Source organism: Cupriavidus basilensis, from assembly GCF_008801925.2.
GTDB lineage: Bacteria > Pseudomonadota > Gammaproteobacteria > Burkholderiales > Burkholderiaceae > Cupriavidus > Cupriavidus basilensis.
Window position 1 is genome coordinate 2,436,783 of record NZ_CP062804.1, and the last position, 24,600, is coordinate 2,461,382.

Annotated in this window: 18 protein-coding genes; 6 read left to right on the plus strand and 12 right to left on the minus strand. The window is 65.1% G+C overall.

What is annotated here, in order from left to right:
* Positions 1-413 precede the first annotated feature (413 nt).
* Positions 414-1,379, minus strand: a complete 966-nt coding sequence (locus tag F7R26_RS31810; RefSeq protein ID WP_150991760.1) for a LysR substrate-binding domain-containing protein — start codon at positions 1,377-1,379, stop codon at positions 414-416.
* Between the two features lie 201 nt (positions 1,380-1,580).
* On the minus strand, positions 1,581-2,702 hold the full coding sequence (locus F7R26_RS31815; protein ID WP_150991763.1) for an asparaginase: 1,122 nt from the start codon (positions 2,700-2,702) through the stop codon (positions 1,581-1,583).
* A gap of 338 nt (positions 2,703-3,040) precedes the next feature.
* On the opposite strand from F7R26_RS31815, the gene aspA reads away from it, so the two are divergent.
* Together aspA and F7R26_RS31825 are read left to right on the plus strand one after the other, a co-directional pair.
* On the plus strand, positions 3,041-4,468 hold the full coding sequence (gene aspA, locus F7R26_RS31820; protein ID WP_150991766.1) for an aspartate ammonia-lyase: 1,428 nt from the start codon (positions 3,041-3,043) through the stop codon (positions 4,466-4,468).
* Between the two features lie 111 nt (positions 4,469-4,579).
* A complete protein-coding gene (locus F7R26_RS31825) occupies positions 4,580-5,890 on the plus strand; it encodes a dicarboxylate/amino acid:cation symporter (RefSeq protein WP_150991768.1) in 1,311 nt (436 codons plus the stop codon).
* A gap of 298 nt (positions 5,891-6,188) precedes the next feature.
* Here F7R26_RS31825 and F7R26_RS31830 read toward each other — a convergent pair.
* The 5 genes from F7R26_RS31830 to F7R26_RS31850 form a co-directional block, all read right to left on the minus strand.
* A protein-coding gene (locus F7R26_RS31830; protein ID WP_241754329.1) for an IS3 family transposase occupies positions 6,189-7,738 on the minus strand; the annotation gives its coding sequence in 2 pieces (ribosomal slippage) (positions 6,189-7,252 and positions 7,252-7,738; 1,551 coding nt in all).
* A gap of 464 nt (positions 7,739-8,202) precedes the next feature.
* Positions 8,203-9,006, minus strand: a complete 804-nt coding sequence (locus F7R26_RS31835) for an ABC transporter permease (RefSeq protein WP_150986775.1) — start codon at positions 9,004-9,006, stop codon at positions 8,203-8,205.
* 5 nt (positions 9,007-9,011) lie between these two features.
* Positions 9,012-9,848 (minus strand): ABC transporter permease, encoded by an 837-nt coding sequence (locus F7R26_RS31840; protein ID WP_150986789.1) that lies wholly within the window; start codon positions 9,846-9,848, stop codon positions 9,012-9,014.
* 6 nt (positions 9,849-9,854) lie between these two features.
* Positions 9,855-10,712: an ABC transporter ATP-binding protein gene (locus F7R26_RS31845; RefSeq protein WP_150986774.1), complete on the minus strand. Its 858-nt coding sequence runs from the start codon at positions 10,710-10,712 to the stop codon at positions 9,855-9,857.
* Between the two features lie 143 nt (positions 10,713-10,855).
* Complete coding sequence (locus tag F7R26_RS31850; protein ID WP_150986772.1) at positions 10,856-12,259, minus strand: aminotransferase-like domain-containing protein; 1,404 nt, start codon at positions 12,257-12,259, stop codon at positions 10,856-10,858.
* Between the two features lie 306 nt (positions 12,260-12,565).
* Between F7R26_RS31850 and cyoA the strand changes: the two genes are divergently transcribed.
* The 4 genes from cyoA (at position 12,566) to cyoD (ending at position 16,493) form a co-directional block, all read left to right on the plus strand.
* A complete protein-coding gene (gene cyoA / locus F7R26_RS31855) occupies positions 12,566-13,459 on the plus strand; it encodes a ubiquinol oxidase subunit II (protein WP_150986770.1) in 894 nt (297 codons plus the stop codon).
* An 80-nt stretch (positions 13,460-13,539) separates the two neighbouring features.
* Positions 13,540-15,516: a cytochrome o ubiquinol oxidase subunit I gene (gene cyoB / locus F7R26_RS31860; protein WP_150986768.1), complete on the plus strand. Its 1,977-nt coding sequence runs from the start codon at positions 13,540-13,542 to the stop codon at positions 15,514-15,516.
* A gap of 3 nt (positions 15,517-15,519) precedes the next feature.
* A complete protein-coding gene (cyoC, locus tag F7R26_RS31865) occupies positions 15,520-16,122 on the plus strand; it encodes a cytochrome o ubiquinol oxidase subunit III (RefSeq protein WP_150986766.1) in 603 nt (200 codons plus the stop codon).
* Positions 16,119-16,493, plus strand: a complete 375-nt coding sequence (cyoD, locus tag F7R26_RS31870) for a cytochrome o ubiquinol oxidase subunit IV (protein ID WP_150986765.1) — start codon at positions 16,119-16,121, stop codon at positions 16,491-16,493. The genes cyoC and cyoD overlap by 4 nt, the downstream gene beginning before the upstream one ends.
* A gap of 102 nt (positions 16,494-16,595) precedes the next feature.
* On the opposite strand, the gene F7R26_RS31875 is transcribed toward cyoD, so the two are convergent.
* From F7R26_RS31875 to F7R26_RS31895, 5 genes are all read right to left on the minus strand, one after another.
* The gene (locus F7R26_RS31875; protein WP_150986764.1) at positions 16,596-17,237 is read right to left on the minus strand and encodes a hypothetical protein; all 642 of its coding nucleotides are present in this window, start codon (positions 17,235-17,237) and stop codon (positions 16,596-16,598) included.
* 188 nt (positions 17,238-17,425) lie between these two features.
* Positions 17,426-17,665: a DUF2789 domain-containing protein gene (locus F7R26_RS31880; RefSeq protein WP_150986762.1), complete on the minus strand. Its 240-nt coding sequence runs from the start codon at positions 17,663-17,665 to the stop codon at positions 17,426-17,428.
* Positions 17,666-17,748: 83 nt separating this feature from the next.
* Positions 17,749-18,906, minus strand: a complete 1,158-nt coding sequence (locus F7R26_RS31885; protein WP_150986788.1) for an acyl-CoA dehydrogenase family protein — start codon at positions 18,904-18,906, stop codon at positions 17,749-17,751.
* 124 nt (positions 18,907-19,030) lie between these two features.
* The gene (locus F7R26_RS31890) at positions 19,031-19,690 is read right to left on the minus strand and encodes a response regulator transcription factor (protein WP_150986761.1); all 660 of its coding nucleotides are present in this window, start codon (positions 19,688-19,690) and stop codon (positions 19,031-19,033) included.
* Between the two features lie 221 nt (positions 19,691-19,911).
* The gene (locus F7R26_RS31895; RefSeq protein ID WP_150986760.1) at positions 19,912-24,246 is read right to left on the minus strand and encodes an ATP-binding protein; all 4,335 of its coding nucleotides are present in this window, start codon (positions 24,244-24,246) and stop codon (positions 19,912-19,914) included.
* Between the last annotated feature and the right edge of the window lie 354 nt (positions 24,247-24,600).

Here is a 24,600-nt window from a genome sequence, read left to right on the forward strand (position 1 = left end):
AATAGCGGCGCATGCAGCAAGCCTGCATGCGCCGCGCGTCGAGCGAAGCGGCCTTCGGCGGTGGCCGGCGCTCCGTCACTTGGTATGAGCGGCAAAAACCCGGGGGCGGCCATGGCCGACGTGTGGCTGAGTGGCGAAATCGACCACCGGGCAACCGCTGAACAGGCCACATATCTGAAACCGCGCCAGGATCACAAAAACGCTGGCGAGCCTCAACCGGAACATCCTTGGCCTGATGAGTGGCGTGCGCCGTACTTGCGCCACTCCGGCGCGGGACCTGAGTATTCACCGGCAACGAATGATACCTTGCGCAACGGTTTTCCTGCTCAAAACGGCGTCCGTCGGCCAGCGGCGCAAGCCGTGAAGTCAGGGACCGAACCGGGCCGCCAACCACCGCGGACCGGAACCCCGCCTTACGGCATCCCGCAGTCGCTCGATTCCGCGGTCTTGCCCATCAGCATCAACTGCGGGTCCCGCACGTGGCTGATAAAGGACCACAGCTCATCGACCAGCGGCTTCGGGCTGGCCGCCGAGCGGTACAAGCGGATATCGAGGCTGGTTGCCCATGAGGCAGGCCCCGCCAACACCAGCTTGCCCTCTTTGATCTCGTCGCTGACGCAGCTCTCCGGCAACCAGCCCACCCCGTGCCCGGCCACGACCATGGCCTTCAGGGCCTCCGACATATGGGTCTCGAAGCAGCGCTGCAGCCCGTAGGGCTGCGGCGCATTGAGCAGGATCATCTCGACCACGTTGCCAAGGAACGCGCCGGATGAATAGGCCATGAAGGGCAAGGGATTGGCATTCGTGCCCGGCAGCCGGAAGATCGGCTGCCCTTGCTTGTCCGGCGCCGAGAACGGCAGGATCCGCTCGACGCCCAGCATCAGGAACGGGAAGCCGTTCGGGTCAAGCAGGATCGGCAGTTGCTGATGGTGGTAGCCCAGCAGGATGTCGCAATCGTCATCCACCAGTTGCTGCACGCCTTCCGGCACGTTCACCGCATGCACGCAGGCGCTCAACGAGCCGAAACGCTCGTGCAGGTACTTGAGCCAGGATGGGAAGAAGGTAAAGACCAGGGTGTGCGCCACCGAGAAGCGGATGACCTTGTCGCTCTCGGCAAGGGGCTGGCGGCTGCTCAGCAGCGCGCGTGCGGCATAAGCGTCACGCAACAGGTCGGCGGCCAGCCGGCGGAACAGCCAGCCTGCCGTGGTCAGCATTGCCGGATGCACGCTGCGGTCAACCAGGCTGACGCCAAGCCACTCCTCAAGGGCCATGATGCGCCGGCTGAACGCCGACTGGGTGATATGCCGGTCGGCCGCCGCGCGCGAAAAACTGCGCGTTTCAGCCAAGCACAGGAAGTCTTCAAGCCACTTGGTTTCCATATTGGAATGTACTCAACATCAGGGGGGACGCGCTGTCTCTGGCACATCATACGGCAGCACGGCGCTGCAAAAATCGGTGAAAGCCGATAGCACCGTGCAAATTCTGCGCCACATTATTCCGAAATTGCAACATCCCTCCCCGGCCTCACGCTTACAAGCGCAAGGCGCCGAGTACCCGACTGATGCTCGCTCAGTGCGCGCTCAGTACTTCCAGAAGATCTTCTGCAGTTCCTTGGTGTCGTTGGTCTTGGTCAGAGCCAGCGCCATCAGGATGCGGGCTTTCTGCGGCAGCTGGTCGTCGGTCACCAGCCAGTCGTACTTGTCGTCCGGCTGCTCGGCGTTGCGCACCACCACGCCGCTGCCGGTGCGCGAGGCACGCACGATCTGCACGCCCTTGGCGCGGGCGGCCTTGAGCGGCTCGACCATGTAGTCGCCCACGCTGCCATTGCCGGTGGCGGCATAGACGATGGCCTTGGCGCCGTTCTTCACCGCTGCATCGATGCTGGCCGGATTGACGTTGCCGTAGGCGTACACGACGGCCACTTCAGGCAGCTTGTCGATCTTGTCGATGTCCCATTCGGTCTGCATGGTGTGCGGGCGGGCCGGCAGGCGGTAGTACAGCGTGCGGCCTTCCACCACGTAGCCCAGCGGGCCGAACGGCGAGCGGAAGGTCTCGATCTTGAAGGTGTTGGTCTTGGTGACGTCGCGCCCGGTGTGGATCTCGTCGTTCAGCACCGCCAGCGTGCCCTTGCCCCTGGACTCCGGGCTGGACGCCACCAGCACCGCGTCGTACAGGTTCAGCGCGCCGTCCGCGCCCAGCGCCGTGCCCGGACGCATCGATCCCACCACCACGACCGGCTTGTCGCTCTTGAGCGTGAGGTTGAGGAAGTAGGTGGTTTCCTCGATGGTGTCGGTGCCGTGGGTGATCACGATGCCGTCCACGTCCGGCTGCTTGAGCAGTTCCGAGACGCGCTTGCCAAGCTTGAGCAGGCGCTCGTTGTTGAAGCTCTCCGAGCCGATCTGGAAGACCTGCTCGCCCTTGACGTTGGCAATCTTGGAGATCTCCGGCACCGAGGCGATGATCTTGTCCACCGGCACCACGGCCGACTGGTAGGCGGCGGTATTGGTGGCCGCAGCGCCCGCGCCGGCAATGGTGCCACCGGTGCCGATGATCACGATATTGGCCTTGCGGGCTTCGCTGGCCTGTGTCGGCGCGCCGGCGGCAGGGGCGGACGGCGCAAGCTGGGCATGGGCAACGCCGGTGGTCAGGCTGGCGGCAAGCAGCAAGGCGCTGAGGGTATTAAGACGTGCAAAACGCTTCATGGTGTTCTCCATGCATTGGAATCAGGCGCTGGGTAAGTGCCCGCCAAATGGTGATAATGGGTGATGAGCGGGCGATGATACGGCAACCCAAAAGCGCCCGTATCCGTATAAGCCCTGATAGGGCGATGCAAAATTCGGGGCGAAGTATGCGGAAAAATCATCACCCCGCGAGGCCGCCGCCCGCCGCGGTCCAGCCGCTGCGGGCGCCTTGCCGGTAGCGCGGGGGCCGCATGAGTAATTCGCGCCGCGCCATGACAAATTCGCATCATGGTCGCTACCAGCCGGCGGATTACCTAAAGTCAACTCCTCCCTGATGCAAATTTGCGAGGAGCAATGCAATGACCGCTGGCACCTTTAGAACCGAACATGACCTCCTGGGCGATCGCGAGGTCCCGGCCGATGCCTACTACGGTGTGCACACCCTGCGCGCGGTAGAGAACTTCCCGATCACCGGCACCCCCATCTCCATCTACCCCGAGCTCATCAAGGCCCTGGCTTGCATCAAGCAGGCAGCCGCGCTGGCCAACCACGAACTGGGCCTGCTCGACGAGCCCCGCTGCGACGCCATCGTCGCCGCCTGCGCGGAACTGCTTGGCGGCAAGCTGCACGATCAGTTTGTCGTCGACGTGATCCAGGGCGGCGCCGGCACCTCGACCAACATGAACGCCAACGAAGTCATCGCCAACCGCGCGCTCGAACTGATGGGGCACAACAAGGGCGAGTACCAGTACCTGCACCCGAACGAGCAGGTCAACATTGGCCAGAGCACCAACGACGTCTACCCGTCCGCCCTCAAGATCGCCACCTGGTTCGGCATCCTGGGCCTGGTGGATGCCATGGGCGTGCTGCGGCGCGCCTTCGAGCGCAAGGCCGAAGAGTTCAGGCATGTCCTGAAAATGGGCCGCACCCAGTTGCAGGACGCCGTGCCCATGACGCTGGGCCAGGAGTTCAGCACCTACGCCGTGATGCTCGGCGAGGACGAGGAGCGGCTGCGCGAAGCCGCCTTGCTGATCTGCGAGATCAACATGGGCGCCACCGCCATCGGCACCGGCATTACCGCGCACCCGGACTACGCGCCGCTGATCCTCAAGCGGCTCAAGGAGATCACCGGCATTCCGCTGATGACCGCGCCGAACCTGATCGAGGCCACGCAGGATTGCGGCGCCTTTGTGCAGCTCTCCGGCGTGCTCAAGCGCGTGGCGGTCAAGCTCTCCAAGACCTGCAACGACCTGCGGCTGCTGTCCAGCGGCCCGCGCGCCGGGCTGGGCGAGATCAACCTGCCGGCCATGCAGGCAGGGTCCAGCATCATGCCCGGCAAGGTGAATCCGGTCATCCCGGAGGTGGTCAACCAGATCGCGTTCGAGGTCATCGGCAACGACATCACGGTCAGCTTCGCGGCCGAAGCCGGCCAGCTGCAGCTCAATGCCTTCGAGCCGATCATCGCGCACAGCCTGTTCAAGAGCGTGAGCCATCTGCGCAACGGCTGCCTGACGCTGGCCGAGCGCTGCGTCAACGGCATCACCGCCAACGAAGAACGCCTGCGGGCCACGGTCGAGAACTCCATCGGCATCGTGACGGCCCTGAACCCTTACATCGGCTATGCCAACGCCACCGCCGTGGCGCAGGAGGCCCATGCTACCGGCGGCAGCGTGTACGAGATCGTGCTGCAAAAGGGCTTGCTGACCCGGGAGGAACTGGACCAGATCCTGCGCCCGGAAGTGCTGACGCAGCCAGCCCCGCTGAGCCTGGCGCCCCGCGCACGCTGATCCGGGGGCGAGGCGCGTCCGGTGCAAAGCACGGCCCCGCCCTGCCCCGCCCTGCCCCCGATACCGACGATCAGACCAGGATCTGGCCGCACCCCCTGGAGACAACGCATCATGAAGGCAAACAAGCTCACAACCCGGATCATGATCGCCATGGTCCTGGGCATCGTCACCGGCTATCTCTGCAACCGCTTCGTGCCCGATGCGGCGATGGCCAAGGAGATCGCCGGCTACTTCTCCATCGTCACCGACGTCTTCCTGCGGCTGATCAAGATGATCATCGCGCCGCTGGTGTTCGGCACGCTGGTGGCGGGCATCGCCGGCATGAAAGACGCCAGCGCCGTGGGCCGCATCGGCATCAAGGCGCTCGGCTGGTTCATCACCGCATCGCTGATATCGCTGCTGCTTGGCATGTTCTTCGTGGACCTGCTGCAGCCCGGGCATGCGCTGAACCTGCCACTGCCCGAAATCGGCACGGCCACCAACCTCAAGACCTCCACGCTGAACCTGAAGGACTTCATCACGCACGTCTTCCCCAAGAGCGTGTTCGAGGCGATGGCGCAGAACGAGATCCTGCAGATCCTGGTGTTCTCGCTGTTCTTTGGCTTTGCCATTGCGTCGTTCAAGGGCAAGGTGGGCCATCACCTGGTGGCGTCGATCGAGGAACTGGTGGCGATCATGCTGCGCGTCACCGACTTTGTGATGCGCTTCGCGCCGCTCGGCGTGTTTGCCGCCGTAGCCGCCGCCATCACGGTGCAAGGCATTGGCGTGCTGTTTACCTACGGCAAGTTCATTGGCGGCTTCTACCTGGGCCTGCTGGTGCTGTGGCTGGTACTGACCGCGGCGGGCTACCTGTTCCTGGGCACTCGGGTGTTCACGCTGCTCAAGCTGATCCGCGAGCCGACGATCCTGGCGTTCTCCACCGCCAGCAGCGAGGCGGCCTACCCCAAGACCATGGAGCAGATGGAGAGGTTCGGGGTACCCAACAAGGTGACCGGCTTCGTGCTGCCGCTGGGCTACTCGTTCAACCTCGACGGCTCGATGATGTACCAGGCATTTGCGGCGCTGTTCATCGCCCAGGCCTACAACATCGAGATGAGCCTGACCCAGCAGATCACCATGCTGCTGGTGCTGATGGTCACCAGCAAAGGCATCGCCGGTGTGCCCCGTGCCTCCATCGTCGTGGTGGCGGCAACCCTGCCGATGTTCAACCTGCCGGAAGCCGGCCTGCTGCTGATCCTTGGCATTGACCAGTTCCTCGACATGGGCCGCACTGCCACCAACGTCATCGGCAACAGCATCGCCACGGCCGTCGTTGCCAAATGGGAAGGCGAGCTTGGCGCCACGCAGGACTCCGATACCGTGGCGGCCCTGGAGGCCGAGGACATTGCGCAAGCGCCGTCGCAACACCCCCGGGCCGGCTAGGCGCGGGTATTCCTTGACGGCCTCGCATGAAAACTCATAACGATCACCCCGCCTGAGTATGGATTCCCGATCGGGCAGCCGGCGGCCAGGGCGGGTTTCCTTTCCAGTCAATGACTTGCACACCCCGCCTGCGCAAGATCTACGGCGAGCGCCGGGTGTTGCTAGTTGGGGCCGCAGGGCCAGTCTTTTAGCGCTCCTAGCTGCTGGCGCGGCTGTGCGCCTTTGGCCGTTTTCGCTTGGGGGAGATGTCACTTTTCTTTACTCGCGGCGTGTGTCAAGGTAGTTGTCGCCTCAGCCGTTACGCTGCTTGCTTGTAATTCTGTCCGTTTTGCTGCGCTCGCTCCGGGTTCAGGTACACAGCATCTGGTAGTTCCCAGTTGCGGATGCCCGTGGTCCAACGCTGCGGATTCCGGGCGCGCACAACTTCATACAGTGCCGTTCTCTGCGCCAACAGAGCGGTGGCTGTGCCCTGATGCCGCTGGTTGGGCGTGACGTATTTCAGGCTGCTGTGTCGGTGCTCGTCGTTGTACCAGCGCACGAAGCGCAGCACCCAGTCACGCGCTTGTTCCAGGCTATCGAACGGGCGTTCCGGCCACATCGGGCAGTACTTCGCCGTGCGGAACAGCGCTTCGGCATAGGCATTGTCGTTACTCACCCTGGGCCGGCTGTAGGATGGCACCACCCCTAGGTCATACATTGCTGCCAGCATGGTGGCCCCTTTCATGGCCTTGCCGTTGTCCGAGTGCAGCACCAGCGGACGACCCGCTGTCTGCTCCCGCAAACAGCCGTGCATCAGCAGGCGGCTGGCGTGCTCAGCCGTCTGGCTCTCATGCACCTCGTTGGCTACCAGCTTGCGGCTGTAGATGTCCTTCATCATGTACCAGTAGAAGAACTTGCCCTTGACCGTAGTCGGCAGCCAGGTGATGTCCCAACACCACACCTGATTCGGACCCGTGGCCCGGTGCGTCGTCAGCGGGCGCGTGCACGGGGCCTTGCTGCGGCCACGCCGACGGCTTTGTCCCGCTTCATGCAGCACCCGGTAGATCGTCGATACCGATCCCACGTAGATGCCCTCATCCGCCAGCTTTGGCACGATCTGGTGCGGCGTCAGGCTCGCATAACCTGGCTGGTTCGCCGCCCTCAGCACCGCCTGCCGTTCTGATTCGCTGAACTTGTTGGCCGGTGCATCACGACGCGCTTCAAGCCGCCCGTCGGCGGGGGCATGCCGCCAGCGCTGCATGGTCCGCTCGGTCAAACCAAGCGCCTCGCACGCCTTCGCCTGACGGGCCCCGGCGCCTACGGCTTCATCGATCAACTCTATGGCTTCCAAGCGATCCGGGGTGCTGATCAGTCTTCCTCGTCCCGTCCCCAGATCGCTGCGGCTTTTTTTTGCAAGACCAGCAGTGCCGCCGTCTCCGCCAGCGCCGCATTCTTGCGCTTGAGCTCGCGTTCCAGCTCACGCACTCGCCCACGCGCCGCTTCGTCTTCCCGCCGCTGCGCCAACGTTCGCTTGACGGGGGTAGCCGCATTGGCCTGCTCGCACGCCTCACGCCATTGCTGAATCTGCTCCGCCCGGATGCCCTTTGCGCGGCAGTACTCCGACAGCTCCGCTTCGCTTAGCGGCGCTGTCTCCAACACAACGCGAAACTTGTCCGCGCTGGACCATTGATCACTCTGCTTTCCGTCACCCGGCACAATTCTTCCTGCTTCTCTCGCCATCCTGCGCCAAGTCCGCAAGGTCACTGTCGTGATCCCTGTGGCCTTGGCCAACTCCACTATCGACCGGTTCAGCGGCGGCATCATCTGCTCCACCACCCATTCCCGATGCTCGATTGCATATCGTGTCATCACCTATTCGCACACCGCCCTCCATTTTGCTTCACCAAGGAGACGGAGACGACAAGTATCCTGACATGGAGGGCTCGTAAAGAAAAGTAACCAAAAGAAAGCGATCCTTGCAGGAGGCTGGCTTATTGGGATTGCGCAGCCCGGTGGTTTCGTCGTCTGGCCCCGGGTTCTAACGAACTCATGCCGCTACCGGTTTCAATCGCCACGCCCCTGCGAGTGATACTGGTTTCGCGGTGAGGCCCCCGGTAGCGGCATTCTTGCCCACTCGCCAATCTGCCGTTACCGGTTCGGTTTGCCTCGATACATCACGTCGCGATGGTTTCGTGGTGGGGTGGGCCACGCTCTTGGTCACGCCGGTGCTTTCAATCAGATTGGTGCCCAAGGGCCAGCGGGTGCGGGCCGGGATGCCGGGCAGGTGGTTGCGGAGGCAACACCGAAGCGAAAACGGACAGGCGCGTTACCCACTAGCTGCCGGTCGAGGCATAGTGGCGCAGCCCGACACGCCACGCGCCGAAAGCAGCAAGGAGAAAGACGAAACCCGCCAATGGCGACACCAGCCCTGTCCAGGCAGGCGCACCGAGTGGATCGGCCTTGCCCAATATGGCCAGCGCAGGGTAGTAGGCGACACAGGCCAGTGGCACGGCAAAGGTCAGCACGTACCGGAACCATTGCGCATACAGAGCCAGCGGATATTGCGTCGCCTGTACGCCGCCGTATGTCAGGACGTTGGCGACCTCGAGGCTCTCGATGGTCCAGAAGGACAGCGTGCCCTGCAGTACCAGGATGCCCAGAAACAGCGCCACGCCGCCTGCGACCGCGAACAGGGCGATGGCGATGGTTCCCGGTGTCCACGCGATGCCGGCCTGCACGGTTGCGAAAGCCAGTACCATCAGCCCTTGCAACAAGCGCCCCAGACGGCTGATGCGGACGTCCTGCCCCATCAATTGCAGAGCCAGGGGACGAGGCCGCAAGAGCAACCGGTCGAATTCGCCGGTGCGCAACAGCGTTGTGCCCAGCACGTCGAAGCCGCGCCCCAGGGCGTCGGCAATGGCGAACATGCAGTTCACCAGCCCGTAGAACAGCGCCACCTCGCCGATTCTCCAGCCCTGCACGTCGCCGAAGCGGTGGAACAGCGCCCAGACCGCGACCACCTCAATGCCGGTGACGAGGAACTGCCCCACGGTCAGCATCAGCGCCGAGGCCGGATAGCGTGCCTGGCCGCTCAGCGAAGCCATCACGAGGCGGGCGAACAATGCCAGCGAGCCCATGCGCCTCAGCCGCCTTGCACGTCGAGCCGGCGCATCGTGCGGCCCATGGCAGCATGGCCAACGCTCACCAGCAGCACGATCCACAGGCATTGCAGGCCCAGCCCGCAGAGCATCTGCGCGCCGCCCAGCTGCCCGAAATAGATCCGCGCCGGAATATCCATCACGCCCGCGAATGGTTGCACCAGCAACACGGTCTGCCAGGTGTCCGGCAGTAGTGCCAGAGGCAGCAGGTTCCCGGAGAACACGATGACGACGGGTGCCGCCAGCGTATTGATGCCGCGCTCGTTGAGCGCCGCTGCCGCCGCGATGTTGAGCAGCATCACCAGCGATGTGGACAGCAGCAGCGCGAGCAGCACCGAGGCGATGAAGCCCAGGCCAGCCGCCAGCCCGGCAGGCGGCTGCCAGGCCCATTCCCCCAGCCCGGCAATTGGCAGCGCGACGCCAGCAAAGGCCAGCATCAGTGCCACGCGCGGTAGCGCGCGCGCCGCCGTCCAGCCGGCCGAGCGCGCAAACCACAGCGCATAGGCATTCACCGGCCGCAGCCGGTCGTATGCCACGGCACCGGTGCGCACCGCCTGCGCCACCTCGGGGTCGCCCATCCACGGCAGCAGTGCGAGCAGGCCTTGGGCCAACCATGTATAGGTGATGGCCTGCGCGAGCGACAGCGGCGCGCTCGCCGCCACCGCGCTGCGGTAGAACGCCACCAGTACCATGATCTTGATTCCCCCCCACCAGCACTGCGTGACGAAGGCCGCGTATACCGCCACCCGGTACTGCAGCATCTGCAGGAACCGGGATCTGAACGCGGCGAGATAGGGACGCACGAGTTCGCGCGGCGCCATCATGGACTAAGCCTCCACCGCGCCGTGCATCGCGTAGAAGCGCGCGATGACGGCCTCGATGGTCATGCCCTCGTCTTCCGCGTCCGCTGACAGGCCCTCATCCAATCGGCGCGCAGCCACCACCTGGGCCCGCAACGCCTCGACCGCGCAGTCGGCCAGCACACGGCCGTGGCCGATCACGATCACGCGCTTGGCCAGGGCCTCGATGTCATGCATGTCGTGCGTGGTCAGCAGCACGGTGGTGCCGCGTTCGCGGTTGGCGCGCCGCACGAAGTCACGGACTGCGAGCTTGGTGGGTGCATCGAGCCCGATGGTCGGCTCGTCCAGGAAGAGGATGTCGGGCTCGTGAAGCAACGCCGCCGCGATCTCCGCGCGCATGCGCTGCCCCAGCGACAACTGGCGCACCGGCTGGTCGAGCAGGCGCTCGAGATGCAATAGCGCGACCAGTTCGTCGCGCGTGCGGGCAAAGCGCACCGGGTCGACCCGATAGATGTCGCGCAGCAGCGCGAAGCCGTCGCCCACCGGAAGGTCCCACCAAAGTTGCGTGCGCTGCCCGAACACCACGCCGATGCGCGCCACGTGCCGCTCGCGGTCGGCGAAGGGAACGCGCCCGTCGATTTCGACGCGGCCGCCGTCGGGCCGCAGGATGCCGGCAAGGATCTTGATGGTGGTCGATTTGCCGGCGCCGTTTGGGCCAATGAGCCCCAGCAGTTCGCCGCGCTGCAGCTCGAATGACACCCCCGCCAGCGCATCGACCGTGCGATAGCGCGGGCGAATCAGTGCACGCAGCGCCCCGAGCACGCCCGGGTCGCGCTCGTGGATGCGGTAGGTCTTGTGTAGACGGCTAACGATGATCTGGGGCATGGCGGCGCGGTACAGCGGCGCGAAGAGGGCGGGAGAGCTTACATGAAGTGTGGTCAACGGTCCACCCCAACCTTTCCGATCTCGCGGCGACAGTGCTTGCGCCTGGCCGCCATGCAGATCGGCGCAGACCCAAAAAACTCCCCCTAAACCACAATCTCCCGCGACGCCTGCGGCCTGCGCACCAGCAACTCGGCCAGCTTCTTCAACGCGGCAGCAAGATGGGCACGCGTCTCGACACCTCCCAGCGAGATGCGGATTGCATTGGGCGGCGTGGGGCCCGCATAGAACGCATCGGAAGCGGTAACACGCAGATCCTCCGCACGCGCGGCCTGCGTCAGCGCCAGCGATGTCCAGTAGCTCGGCAAGGTGTGCCAGACGTGTATGCCGCTGGGCGGTGCCTGGTCCGCGCTGAACAGCAACTGCCGCGCGAGCTCGCGCCGCGCGAAGGCTTCCGTGCGGATCCCGGCCAGCAGCTGCGCGGCGGAGCCTTCGTGAATCCACTGTGTGGCCAGGGCCGTCGACAGCGGCGTGGACATCAGCGCGAAGGAGCGCAGCGCGGCCAGCACGCCCGCCCGGCTGCGCGCTTCGGGCAGGCGGATATAGGCGGTCCGCAGCCCCGGGCTCAGGCATTTCGACAGCGTGGCAACGTAGTAGACCTGGCCCGGCGCGAAGTGGGCCACGGGCGGCGGCGCGTCGCTGCCTAGCAGCCAGTAGGGATCATCCTCGATGATCCAGGCGCCGCACTTCTGCGCGGCCAGCGCGACATCGCGGCGCCGGTGCGCGGGCATGGTCCGCGTGGTCGGGTTCTGGATGGTCGGGTTGAGGTAGATCGCGCGTGCGCCATGCTCGCGCAACGCTTGCTCCATCGCATCGGGCCGCATGCCGTCGTCATCGGTGGCCACCGTCACCACGCGGCGCCCGAGCTGCTCGGCGGCCGCGCGCAGGCCGGGATAGGTCAGGGGCTCCGCGAGGATCGCCTCGCCGGGCTGCGTGAGCGTGAGGATCAGCGCCGCCAGCGCGGCCTGGGCGCCGGGGCAGGCAATCAGCTGCTGCGGGCTGACCGACTCCAGCACCGGCTTGAGCCACATGGCGCCGGCGGCCCGGTCCGCCCTGCTGCCGCCACCAAGCTGGTAGGTCATGAGCAGGTGCGCATCGGAGCGCAGCAGCACCTGCGACAGCCCGCGCTGCAGCAAATCATGGAAATCCACGCCGGCGGGCGGCGGCGGCACGTTCATGCTCAGGTCGACCATCTGTGCCAGTTCGACCTTTGGCGGGGCGACGAAGGTGCCCAGCGCCCCGCGCGCCTCGATCAGGTTGCGCCGCTTGGCTTCGGTAAACGCACGCGTCACCGTGGTGAGATCCACCCCGAGCTGCCTGGCCAGCTCGCGCTGCGGCGGCAAGCGGTCGCCGGGGTTCAGGCGCCCGTCCCCGACCGCGCGCTCGATGAAGCCAACGATCTGCTGGTAGCGCGCGCCCTCGCCGCGCACGAAGGCTGCGGCCCAGCCGGGAGCGGCGCCGTCATCTTGTATGGATTTGCTCTGATGCATTTTGCTTTATGTATGGCCTTTGTCTTACATTATCATGCGCCGCAGCATCACACAAATCCATACATTTAACGCTTTGTATGCGTTTCCCGCCAGTCCGGCGGACTCCCCTCTCTCGCGATGGTTTCCAGCGTGCCGTGGCAGGCAGTCCCGACGCGCGCGCCGGTGATGTGATGCATAACTAAGGTGTGTCTTATGCATAACTCAAATGCCGGGGCAGACGCTGCCGTCCGGCGAGAATCCAGCGCTTGGCTGAATGCTTGCAAGGGAGGACTCCGCCATGCGGGGCTGTTCCTCGGTGGAGCAGCGATGCTCCTTCTCAGTGGCTGCCAGCTGGAGCTGCTATCCCCGAAGGGCGACATCGGGCACCAGGAAAAGACGCTGATCCTGGTCTCGCTGTTCATCATGCTGCTGGTCGTCGTGCCCGTCATCTTCCTGACGCTGTATTTCGGCTGGCGCTATCGCGCCTCCAACACCAAGGCAACGTATGCGCCCAAGTGGTCGCACTCCACGCGGATCGAGGTGGTCGTCTGGACCATCCCGTGCGTGATTGTGGCCGGCCTAGCGGTGCTGATCTGGAACACCACGCATTCGCTGGACCCCTACAAGCCGCTGGAGTCGACCGTCAAGCCCATCCGCGTGGAAGCCGTGGCGCTGAACTGGAAATGGCTGTTCATCTACCCGGACTACGGCATCGCCTCGGTCAACCGGCTGCCGATCCCGGTCGATACGCCGATCAATTTCAGCATCACCGCGGAATCGATGATGAACTCCCTGTTCATCCCGCAGCTCGGCAGCATGGTCTATGCCATGGCCGGCATGCAGACCAAGCTGCACCTGATCGCCGACACGCCTGGCACCTACGCGGGCATGTCCGCGGCCTACAGCGGCCCCGGCTTCTCCGACATGCATTTCGACACCGTGGCCACCTCGCGCGAGGCGTTCGACGCGTGGGTACGGCAGGCCAGGCAGTCGCCGCTGACGCTGGACGAGGCAGCCTACAAGACGCTGGAGCTGCCGAGCACCAAGGAGCCGGCAACGGTCTACGCGGGCGTTGCGCCCGGCCTGTTCCAGAACATCGTCAACAAGTACATGCATAGCGATATGCGCGCCAATATGCGTGGCAATACGCTTGGCAATACGCGTGGCGATGTGCCTGGCGACGTATGCACAGCCCAAAGCCCCCCGCTGGCCGCCAACTGATGAAGCCAATGAATCCGAAACACATGCACTGCATGCAACACACGCAACGCCACCGCGCCGCGGCCACGGAGCACTGATCCATGTTCGGCAAACTGAACCTCGAGGCGATTCCGTACCATGAGCCCATCATCATGGGTACGCTGGCCGCCGTCATGCTGGGCGGCATCGCGCTGCTCGGCGCCGTGACCTACTTCGGCAAATGGAAGTACCTGTGGACCGAGTGGATCTGCTCGGTCGACCACAAGCGCATCGGCGTGATGTACATCATCATGGCGCTGGTCATGCTGCTGCGCGGCTTTGCCGACGCCATCATGATGCGCGCGCAGCAGGCGATCGCCGTGGGCGATGCGGCCGGCTACCTGCCGCCACACCACTACGACCAGATCTTCACCGCCCACGGCGTGATCATGATCTTCTTCGTGGCGACGCCGTTCATCCTCGGCTTGATGAACGTCATCGTGCCGCTGCAGATCGGCGCGCGCGACGTAGCCTATCCGTTCGTCAACTCGCTCAGCTTCTGGCTGGCGGCAGCAGGCGCGGTGCTGGTGATGATGTCGATGTTCGTCGGCGACTTTGCCGCCACGGGCTGGGTCGCCTATCCACCATTGTCCGAGCTGGGATATAGCCCGACGGTGGGGGTGGACTACTACATATGGTCACTACAGATATCGGGCCTGGGAACCACGCTCACCGGGATCAACTTCATCGTCACCATCCTGCGCATGCGTGCCCCGGGCCTGACGCTGATGAAGATGCCGGTGTTTACCTGGACCGCGCTGATCACCAACATCCTGATCGTTGCCGTGTTCCCGGTGCTGACCGCCACGCTCGCGCTGCTCACCGCCGACCGTTACCTGGGCATGCACTTCTTTACCAATGAGCTTGGCGGCAACGCCATGATGTACGTCAACCTGATCTGGGTCTGGGGCCACCCGGAGGTCTACATCCTGATCCTGCCGTGCTTCGGAGCCTTCTCGGAGATCATCTCCACGTTCTCCGGCAAGCCGCTGTTCGGCTACAAGTCGATGGTGTACGCCACCTCGTCCATCGGCATCCTGTCGTTCTTCGTCTGGCTGCACCACTTCTTCACGATGGGTTCGGGCGCGAACGTCAATGCCTTCTTCGGGATCATGACGACCATCATCTCGATCCCGACGGGCGTGAAGCTGTTCAACTGGCTGTTCACGATGTATCGCGGCCGCATCCGCTACCACTCTTCCACGCTGTGGACGATCGGCTTCATGGTGACCTTTGCCATCGGCGGCATGACGGGCGTGCTGCTGGCCGTGCCCGGCGCGGACTTCTTGCTGCATAACAGCCTGTTCCTGGTTGCGCACTTCCACAACGTGATCATTGGCGGCGTCATCTTCGGCTGCCTGGCCGCCATGAGCTTCTGGTTCCCCAAGGTGTTCGGCTTCACCCTGAACGAGCGCTGGGGCAAGATCTCGTTCTGGTGCTGGCTGGTGGGCTTCTACCTGGCCTTCATGCCGCTCTACGTGCTCGGCTTCAAGGGCATGACCCGCCGGATGAACCACTACACGCACGCCGACTGGCAGCCTTACCTGATCGTGGCGCTGTGCGGCGCCGTAATCATCGGCGCCGGTATCGTCGCCCTGCTCATCCAGCTGGCCGTGAGCGTGCGCGACCGCAAGCAAAATCCCGACCTCACCGGCGACCCGTGGGATGGCCGCAGCCTGGAGTGGGCCACCGCATCGCCGGCTCCCTTCTACAACTTCGCCCATGTGCCGCACATCACCTCGCTGGAACAGCACTGGGATGACAAGGAGGCCGGGCGCGCCTATGTGCGGCCAGCCCACTACGAGGACATCCATATGCCCAGGAATACCAGCGCGGGCGTGATCGTATCGGCGTTCGGCCTGCTGCTTTGCTTCGCGCTCGTCTGGCACATGTGGGCAATCGCGGGCCTTGGCCTGCTGGGTGTGATCGGCACCTTCATCGCACGGACCTACAACCGCGACGTGGACTACTACGTCCCGGCGGCCGAAGTCGAACGCATCGAAAACGCGCGCTATGCGCAGCTACGCAAGGCGGCTTGACCCATGAGCTACACAGTCATTCACAACACGCACGAGCACGTCGCGCACGACGACGGATCCAAGACCACACTGGGGTTCTGGATCTACCTGATGAGCGACTGCCTGATCTTCGCCGTGCTGTTCGCCACCTTCGGGGTGCTCGCCGGCAATACGGCAGGCGGCCCCAGCGGCCGGGAGCTGTTCGAGCTGCCGTTCGTGCTCGGCGAAACCATGCTGCTGCTGATCAGCAGCTTCACCTTCGGCGTGGCCATGCTGAACATGCAGCCCGGTCGGGAGCGCCAGGTCATCCAGTGGCTGGGCATCACGTTCGTGCTTGGCGCGGCCTTCATCGCCATGGAGCTGTATGAGTTTGCCGAGCTGCTGCATGCCGGCGCGGGACCGGGCGTCAGCGCATTCTTGTCTGCCTACTTCTCCCTGGTAGGCACCCACGGGCTGCACGTGAGCTGCGGCCTGCTGTGGATCCTGGTCATGATGCACCAGGTCAAGTCCTTCGGCCTGGATGGCGTGACCCGGCGCCGCCTGGCCTGCCTCAGCCTGTTCTGGCACTTCCTGGACCTGATCTGGATCTGCGTGTTCACCTTTGTCTATCTGCGAGAGTTTGTATGAAGACCACCCATCTCCACACAGGATCCACGGCGCACGCCGCGCACGGCAGCCTGAAAGGCTATGCGATCGGCTTTGCGCTGTCGCTGGTGCTCACCCTCGCGTCGTTCGGCGCGGTGATGGGCGGGTTAGTGCCCAAGGGCATGGGCCTTGCCGCCATCGTGGTGCTTTGCGTTGCGCAGCTGGTGGTGCAGCTGGTGTTTTTCCTGCATATCGGGACGTCCGCGGACCAGCGCATGAACACGGCGATCTTCGTGTGCACCGGGCTGCTGATCGCCATCATCGTGGCAGGCTCGCTGTGGGTCATGCATAACGCGAACGTCAATATGATGCCGATGGATATGTCGCCGGAACGCGCCCGTCTGCGCGACTAGCACCTCGGGCACCAAGGGCACCATGGCGTGGCCGCCCCCTCGGCGGGGGCCGGCCACGCGCCACCGTCAGGCGGCGTGCTTGCGAATGACTAGATAGAACGACTAGATAAGCAGGCCGCCGGCGGCCGCCGTGCGGCTGGCCGCGGGCCAGTGGCGGATACTCTGAAACCGCGTGGTCCGGTCGCCAAGCATGCTGGCGCCCCCTTCCCAATAGACCCAGCTCCGGCCCCTTCTAAGGCGGTCCAGGTAGGCGTCTTCAAACCCGGCTGGCAAGCGATTGGCCATGGACGCCAACGCGCTTTCGTCCGCGCCGAACGCACCGGCAAGCCTGAATTTCCCGCCAGACAGGCCATCCGCGATCCTCAGGTCCAGGTAAGGCACGAACAAACCGATGCGGCGCAGCGCCGCCGGCATCGCACTGCCCCATGCCTGGACGGCAGCACGCAGCGCACCGAGCGCGAGCAGGAACGCCCGCTCATTCCTGGCCGTCAGCACACGGCCGCTAAGCATGCCATCCATCAGTTCCTTGCCCGCGGCGGTGAATGCCGGCGGTGCAAGCGAAACGCATTCGGGATGCCCCTGGCCGAGAAGCGCAAGGCAAGCCGCGAGGCCGCTTGCGCTTTGCTCGCCCATGCTCAAGGCCGGACAACGCGGATCGGATTCGGAAAGCAGAACCAGCACATCGGCAGCATGGCGTGGCGACGCCAGCACGATGCGGTCATAGGCGAGACCGGCGTCTCGCATGCACAGTTCAAGCGCGGTGCAGGCCGGACATCCGGCCAATACAAATAACTGGCACTTCATGGTTGCGGCGGTTTCCCCTGGCGTCGACAATGACGCGCGTCCAGGGGATGTTGCCGCACCGCAACAATGCAGAACAGGAGCAGAAGTACTCTATTTGGAGCGGAGCAGAGCCGAATTTCGCCGGGGCGTTAACCGGGCACTCGCAGCGCCGCATTCAGCTGGTCAACCACTTCCGCCCAGTCAGCATCTTCCAGGATTTCCTCCCGCAGCAACGTGGCCTGCGCGGGCGTCCAGAATGGGGCGTCCGCAAGCACGACATCGGAGGCCAGGGGAGAATGCGCGGCCAGGAATTCACGAATCGCCCGATCGTCGGCGGGCAGGCCGAGTTGCGCAAACAACTCGGAAAAATGGTGGAAGGAATTGTCCACGGCGAGCGTACCTCCTATGGTGAAGACACATCACTGCATCGCTGAATCAGAATCGCTGTTCGACCCGGCGCGCCGGCAACGGCTCAGCCACGCGCAATCCGCTTGGCCATGCTCCAGCGATGCACCTCCGAGGGACCATCGTAGATCCGGAAGGCGCGCATGTCGCGGAAGATGCGCGCGACGATGGTTTCGTCCGTCACCCCGCTGCCGCCAAGCACCTGCACGGAACGATCCACCACCCGCCACAACGCCTCCGAGCAATACACCTTGGCCAGGCTGGACTCGTCGCGCCCCTTCTCGCCCTGGTCCAGCACCCAGGCGCAGTGCCAGATGGTCAGGCGCGCGGTGTGCATATCCATTTCGTTGTCGGCCAGCATGAACCCCACGCCCTCATGCTCCACCAGGGTCCGGCCAAACGCAAGGCGCTGCCGCGCATAGTTGACCGCAATGTCATGCGCGCGCCGGGCCGCCCCGAGCCAGCGCATGCAGTGCGTCAGCCGCGCCGGGGCCAGGCGCAGCTGCGCGTAGCGGAATCCTTCGCCAAGCTTGCCGAGCACGTCGCCCTCGGGGACCCGCAGGCCATCGAAGCGCACCACGGCATGCCCACCCGTGAAGCACGTATCGAGCGCGTCCATCTGCCGCTCGATCTCGACACCGGCCTGGTTCATGTCAGCGAGGAACATGGTGGCGGTGCCGTCTTCCATCCGCGCCATGATGATGGCAAAGGTGGCACCGGTGGCGCCCGTGATGAACCACTTCCTGCCCGTGATCACGAAATGATCCCCATCGCGCACCGCCGTGGTCTGCAGCATGGACGGATCGGCCCCCGCGCCTGGCGCCGGCTCGGTCATGCAAAAGCAGGAGCGCGTGTGCCCGAGGATCAGGGGATGTAGCCAGCGCGCCTTCTGCTCCGGCGTGGCGACCAGTTCCATCAGGTGGATATTGCCTTCGTCCGGCGCATGGATGTTCATCGCGACCGGCCCCAGCGGCGAGTAGCCCGCCTCTTCAAAGACAATGGCCTTGTCCCGGTGCGAAAGCCCGAGGCCTCCGGCCTGCGTGCTGGCGTGGGGTGTCAGCAAGCCCACCGCCCTTGCCTTTTCCACCAGGTCCGCACGCAAGTCCTCGGTTGGGCCATGCGGCGTTTGCCGGGGATCGCGCTCCATCGGCATGACCTGGTCCGCAATGAACTGGCGGGTGCGCTCCTGCAACTCCCGTTGATCGGGCGTCAAACTGAAGTCCATCATCTTGCCTCGCCTTGCTTCGTTTTCTGATTGGGCCGTTGCAGCCATGCAGAACAAATTGTAGGCGAGGCAGGTGTCCCGGCGCGAGGCGTGTGGATATGCAGCCGTGGCTATCCCAGCGCCGCTAGCATCCGACGTGGCAGACGCCAAGTTGCTGGGCCATCAGCACGAGATCGGCAAACGTGCGCGCTTTCATCTTGCGCATGGCCTGCCCGCGGTGGATCTTTACCGTCACCTCACTGATGCCGATGCGGCTGGCAATCTGCTTGTTCATCAGCCCGGACGTGGCCAGCGCCATCACCTCCGACTCCCGCGGCGTCAGCGTCTCGAAGCAGCTGCGAAGCCCCTGGGCCCTGCGCATTCCCTCGCGTCGCCGGCGGTCCTTCGCGAGCGCTGCCGATACCGCATCGAGCAGGTCCTGATCGCGAAACGGCTTGGCCATGAAGTCTTCCGCGCCCGCCTTCATCGCTGCCACGGTCATGGCAATATCGCCATAGCCTGTCATGAAGATGATCGGGACCCGGATGCCCAATTGCCCCAGGCGCGCCTGCAGGTCCAGTCCACTCTGGCCGCGCAGCCTGACGTCGAGCACCAGGCAACAAGGTGCCTCCGGCAACTGGTATTCAAGCAATTCCGCGGCCGAGCCGAACAGCGCGGCACGCATGCCGACCGAGCGAAACAGGTTGCCCAGCGCACCGCGCAGCAGCGCGTCGTCGTCGACGACCAGCACCAACGCGTCGTCCGGGGAAATCGTGTCAACGGGCTCCAGACTTTGAATTGTCACGGTCAGTTTCTCCAGTCAACGTCAAAGGCGCCAGCAAGAACGGGGACAACGTCAATCGTTGTGTCGGGCTGTGCGGGGCTGTGTCGCCGTATGGCTACCCCGCGGGCACTCTACGCTTTTGCTTTGCCGGCATATTGTCAATTTGTGCCGGCTTTTGTCTACTGTGACTTATTAGGACGCGCCTCACATTACAAGTTGAACAGCGATCACTTTAAGAGAGGTCATGGCTGTGGTTGCGGCACCGGCAGGGTAAAGGAGAAGGCCGCGCCGGGGCCTGCCGGATGCTGGCCGCTTTGCGCCTCGGTGCGCACGGGAGACTCGGCCCATATGGTGCCACCATGCGCTTCAACGATCGACCGGCAGATCGACAGGCCCATACCCAGCCCTTGCTCGCGCGTGGTGTAGAACGCCTCGAACAGCTTGTCCAGCTTTCCCGCGTCGATACCCGGGCCGGTATCCTCCACGCGCAACCGTACCTGGCCTTCGGCTGGCGCCGCCGTGGCGACACGAAGGTGACGGCGCCCCGGGCGGCGGCATGACATTGCCTGGATGGCATTGACGAGCAGGTTGATGATCACCTGCTGCAACTGGATGCGGTCGCCGAGCACTTGCGGCAGCCCGGCCACGCAGTCCTGGGCGATGACGATGCCGTGGGCCTCGGCCTGGTGCTTCACCATGGCGACGGTCTCGGCCGCAAGGTCGCTCAGCTGCAACGGCAAGCGGCGGGACTCCCCCTTGCGCGCGAGCGCCCGGATACGCCGGATCACCTCGCTTGCGCGCAGTCCTTCCGCGATCATGTTCTGCACCGCATGACGCGCTTCATCGAGATCGGGTTCAGGACGGTTGATCCAGCGCAGGCACGCGCCGCCATACGTGACGATGCCGGTCAGCGGCTGATTGACCTCGTGTGCGATCGATGCCGCCAGCTCGCCAAGCGTGGTGACCCGGCAGACGTGCGCCAGTTCGGCTTGTACCCGCTGGCGCTCCTGGTTCTGGCGCAGCAACTCGGCATACAGCCTGGCATTCTCCAGCGAGATGGCCGCCTGGGAGGCCAGCATGGCCAGCAGGTTGATTCTCCGGCCGGTGAACAGCGCATCCGCCAGATTATTTTCCAGGTAGAGCACGCCGATCAGCGCGGCCTGCTTTGCCAACGCCAGGCAGGCCACCGAGCGCACGCTGCGCGCCTGGACGTCCGGATCCTGCCCGAACTTCGCATGCGTGCGGGCATTGTCGAGGACGAAATCCGCGCGGGTCGTGAGCGCCGCGTCGACGATGGCGCGGGGATAGGGCACGGCACCAATCGGATCCAGGTCGACCACAATGCCGGATTGCTCGGTACGGGCTTGCGCGGCCAAGCGCAGCGTACCGTCCTGCCGGAGAAACAGCAGTGCCCTCTGCGCGGCCGCTTGCTCAAGCGTGGTAGTCAGCAGCGTGTTAATCAGGCGGTCGAGCTGCATCTCGCCGGCCAGCGCCTGCGTCGCCCTGATGGCGGTGTCGAGGTCCAGTTGGGCGGCCGGCCCGATATAAGTAGCGGGCTGAAGGGCCGCCGCGTCGGCCTGCCCGGTCGCCGCGCGGCCCGTGTCCAGATCCGTGCCGTCATGGGCGCGAGCGCGCGCCTCCAGCTTGCGCACCTGGCCGTCGGCGCCCCAACTGCCATAGGCATCGCGTGCCTTGCGCAGGTAAGCCAATGCCGGCGCCGCCAGGCCCTGTTCGAAACAGCAGCGCGCGCAAAGATCGTAGGCCAGGGCCTCGTCATGAACCTGGTCCCGCTCTCTCGCCTGGCGGGCCGCTTGTTCGTACTGGCGCATGGCCTGCAAGGGCTCCCGCGCCATGCGCAAGGCTTCGGCCGACAGGATGCCAGCGCGCGCGCCGAAGTTGGCGGGATTCTCCCGTGCCCAGACGCTCAGCTGGTCGTGATGGCGCTTGAACGCCGCCGCCTGCACGCTGCCAGGCATGTGGCCGGATATTTGGCCGGGCGCGTGGCCCGGCAATGCCGGCGCCCAGGCCAGCGAGAGCGCCGCGAAAAAATGATAGTCCGCGATCTCCAGGAAATATGGGGCGGTCCATAGCAGCGGCTCCGCCTTGCCGGCCGCGTCCAGTGCACCCCGATAGTCGTCCGCGGCAAAACAGGCCTGCAACTTGCGAATCCAGTAGCAGCAGGCGGCGACGGCGAGGCGGGGGTCGCCCTGCAGTCTTGCCTCGGCTTCCAGCAACCCCGGCTCGCCGGCGTCCAGCGCCATCCAGCCCGGGGCCCGGCCCCGCAGCACCGCAACATACCTGGATTGCGCGCTCAGGATATCGACGACCCGCGCCAGGCCCAGCGAGCGGGCGAAAGCCAGGCCCGCCTCGATCTTCGCATCCACGTCGGCCAGCGGCTCTGCGCAAGCCAGCAGATGGGTGACCAGCTGGTTGCGGCTGTAGGCAGCGAAATTGAAATCCCCCGTCTGCCGGCCTTCTTCGAAACTGCGCTCGATCAGTTCGCGCCCACCGCGGATGGGCTGGGTCCACGGCAGCAGCAACGCGCCAAAACACATGTGGACCTTGGCCCGAAAGCGGCCCATGCCCTCCTGCGCGACCAGCGCCAGGCCGGCCCGGCCCAGGCGATAACCCAGCCCGTAGTCGCCAAGGCGCGGCCCGATCGTCATGCCAAGGTGAACGTAGGCAATGCAGGAGGCTTCGTCGTTGCCATGTTCCAGGCTGATGAGCGCCATCCAGAGCGGTATCAGGTCGCGCAGGTTCCGGTCCATGAACGACGCGGGCGACATCACCTCGGCCAGGACGCTGAGCGTGGCGCGCCACACCGGGCTATGCATGCGCGGCAAGCTGGCCAGCGACTCGGCCGGCCGATCGCCCAGCAACGCAAGCAAGCGCTGGTACTCCTGCTCCACCTGCCCCTGCGCGCCGGGCCGGAAGTCCAATCCCATTGTGCGGATGAAGCCCAGCCCCAGCCTGACGGCGAGGTCGGACCGGTCAAGCGCCGTATACACAGCCACTTGCAGCCGCGTGACCGCCGCCAGGTCATAGGGTGTCCGCGTCCTGGCGCTCAAGTCCAGCAAACTGGCCGCGGCAGCGCCGAGCCGGCCACCAACGAATTCGCACTCGGCGCGCCCCATCGCCAACGCCAGCGCCAATGCGTGATGGGCCTCCCATGCCCCGTCTGGCAGCCATCGCTCGCCGGCGGAAAAACAGGCACTGGCGCGGTCGTAGGCGGTCGTCTTCATCGCGCGAAGCGCGGCCTCCAGGCTCAGTTGGGCAACCTGGAGCCGCTCGCCGTCATCGAGGTGGATGCCGACTGCCCGGTTGAACTGGTCAACCGCGCAGAAGATGCCACCGTTTCGGTCGTCACCGCTGTTGTCACCGCTGTTGTCACCGTGCGCCATGCGCTGCGCCAACCGGCGTCCCAGCCGCAGGTGCAAGGCCGGGCGGTCGGCTGCCGGGATCAAGGCATACGCTGCCTCCTGGAGCCGTTCGTGGGCGAAGCGATAGCAGGCGTCGCCGGCCACGATGTAGCCCCCGGCCACGGCTTCGGCCAACAGGCCGCCAAGGCGTGCTTCGGTGACATCCAGCGCCTGCGCCGCGGTTGCCGCCGGCACCGTGCTGCCCAGGCAAGACAGGGCCATCAGCAAGGCGCTTGCTTCTGGCGGCAGTCGCTGCAGGCCCTCGGCAAGCAAACCCGGCGCATTGCCCTGGATATCCGGCAAGTCAGGCAACGGAGCGCTTGCGACCAGTTCCAGGCTGCCCTGGCTGCGCCACGCCTCCAGGCACCGCCGCAGTTCGCCGGCAAGCGCGCTCGCGCTGGGGTAGCGTTCCCCGGGTGCCTTGGCCAGCAACCGCATCACCATGGTGGACAACACTGGTGCAACGCCGTCGTTGCGCTCCGACGGCGCCACCGGCAGTCTTGCGAAATGGCAGTGCACCCAGCCGACCGGCTCGCTGGCTTCGAGCGGCAGGACACCCGTGAGCATCTGATACAGGATCACGCCCAGCGCGTAGAGGTCCGCCCGTGCGTCGACCGCCGGCTCGCCCCTGGCGGCCTGCTCGGGCGCCATGTAGGCCAGGGTTCCCGCCAGCATCGGGGGTTGCGCGCCGGGCAAGGTGCCGGACGATGCGACGGTGGCAATGCCGAACCCGGTAATCCAGGCCCGTTCCCGGTTCGGTGCGATAAGGAGATGCGCTGGCTTGATGTCCCGGTGGACGATGCCGGATTCGTGCATGGCCACGATCGCGGCGGACACGGCGATCGCGATTTCCAGGAAGGCATCCAGCGGGAACGGCTGGCCAAGCAGCTGGGCCAGCGGCAAGCCTCCCTCGTCGGCCGCGAGCAGGGCCGGCCTGCGGTCATAGCGGATCAATGCCACCGGGACCACTGCCCAATCGGGTCGCAGCAGGTCCCGCAAGGTGTATTCGTGCTCGAGGCGCCGCCGTACGCCAGCCGCGCTGGCAGCCGGGCCGGCGAGCGAAAGCAGCACGGGCGTGCATCCGGCGGCGGTCCCGCGCAGCAGCGCGATCTCACCGTCCAGCAAATACTCGAGCTTGTAGCTGCGCAACGAATTCATCGGACCTGGGACCGCGTCATGAAAGCTGGAACCTCAGAGTATATTGCGCCCCCGAGGGGCAATCCGCTGTAGAGGATGCGCCCGCTGGTGTCGCCGTCTCATACTTTGGTGTTACCCCCGGCCAAGCCAGGCCTTGCTAGCGCGGGCCGGGCCGCGCCGGATAGCACGGTGGGGACGGCGCGGCCGGACCGCCCTTCCCGCCTTGCCCGGGGGGAATCCGCGACCGATGCCGACAATACCACCGTATGATTTCACTGAACGTGACAGCGCGATATCCTCGAAGCAAGCGATGGAGGCCTCCGACCGCTTCGTCACCGCTCAAGACAAAAGGAGGAACACCGTGTGATAGCTACC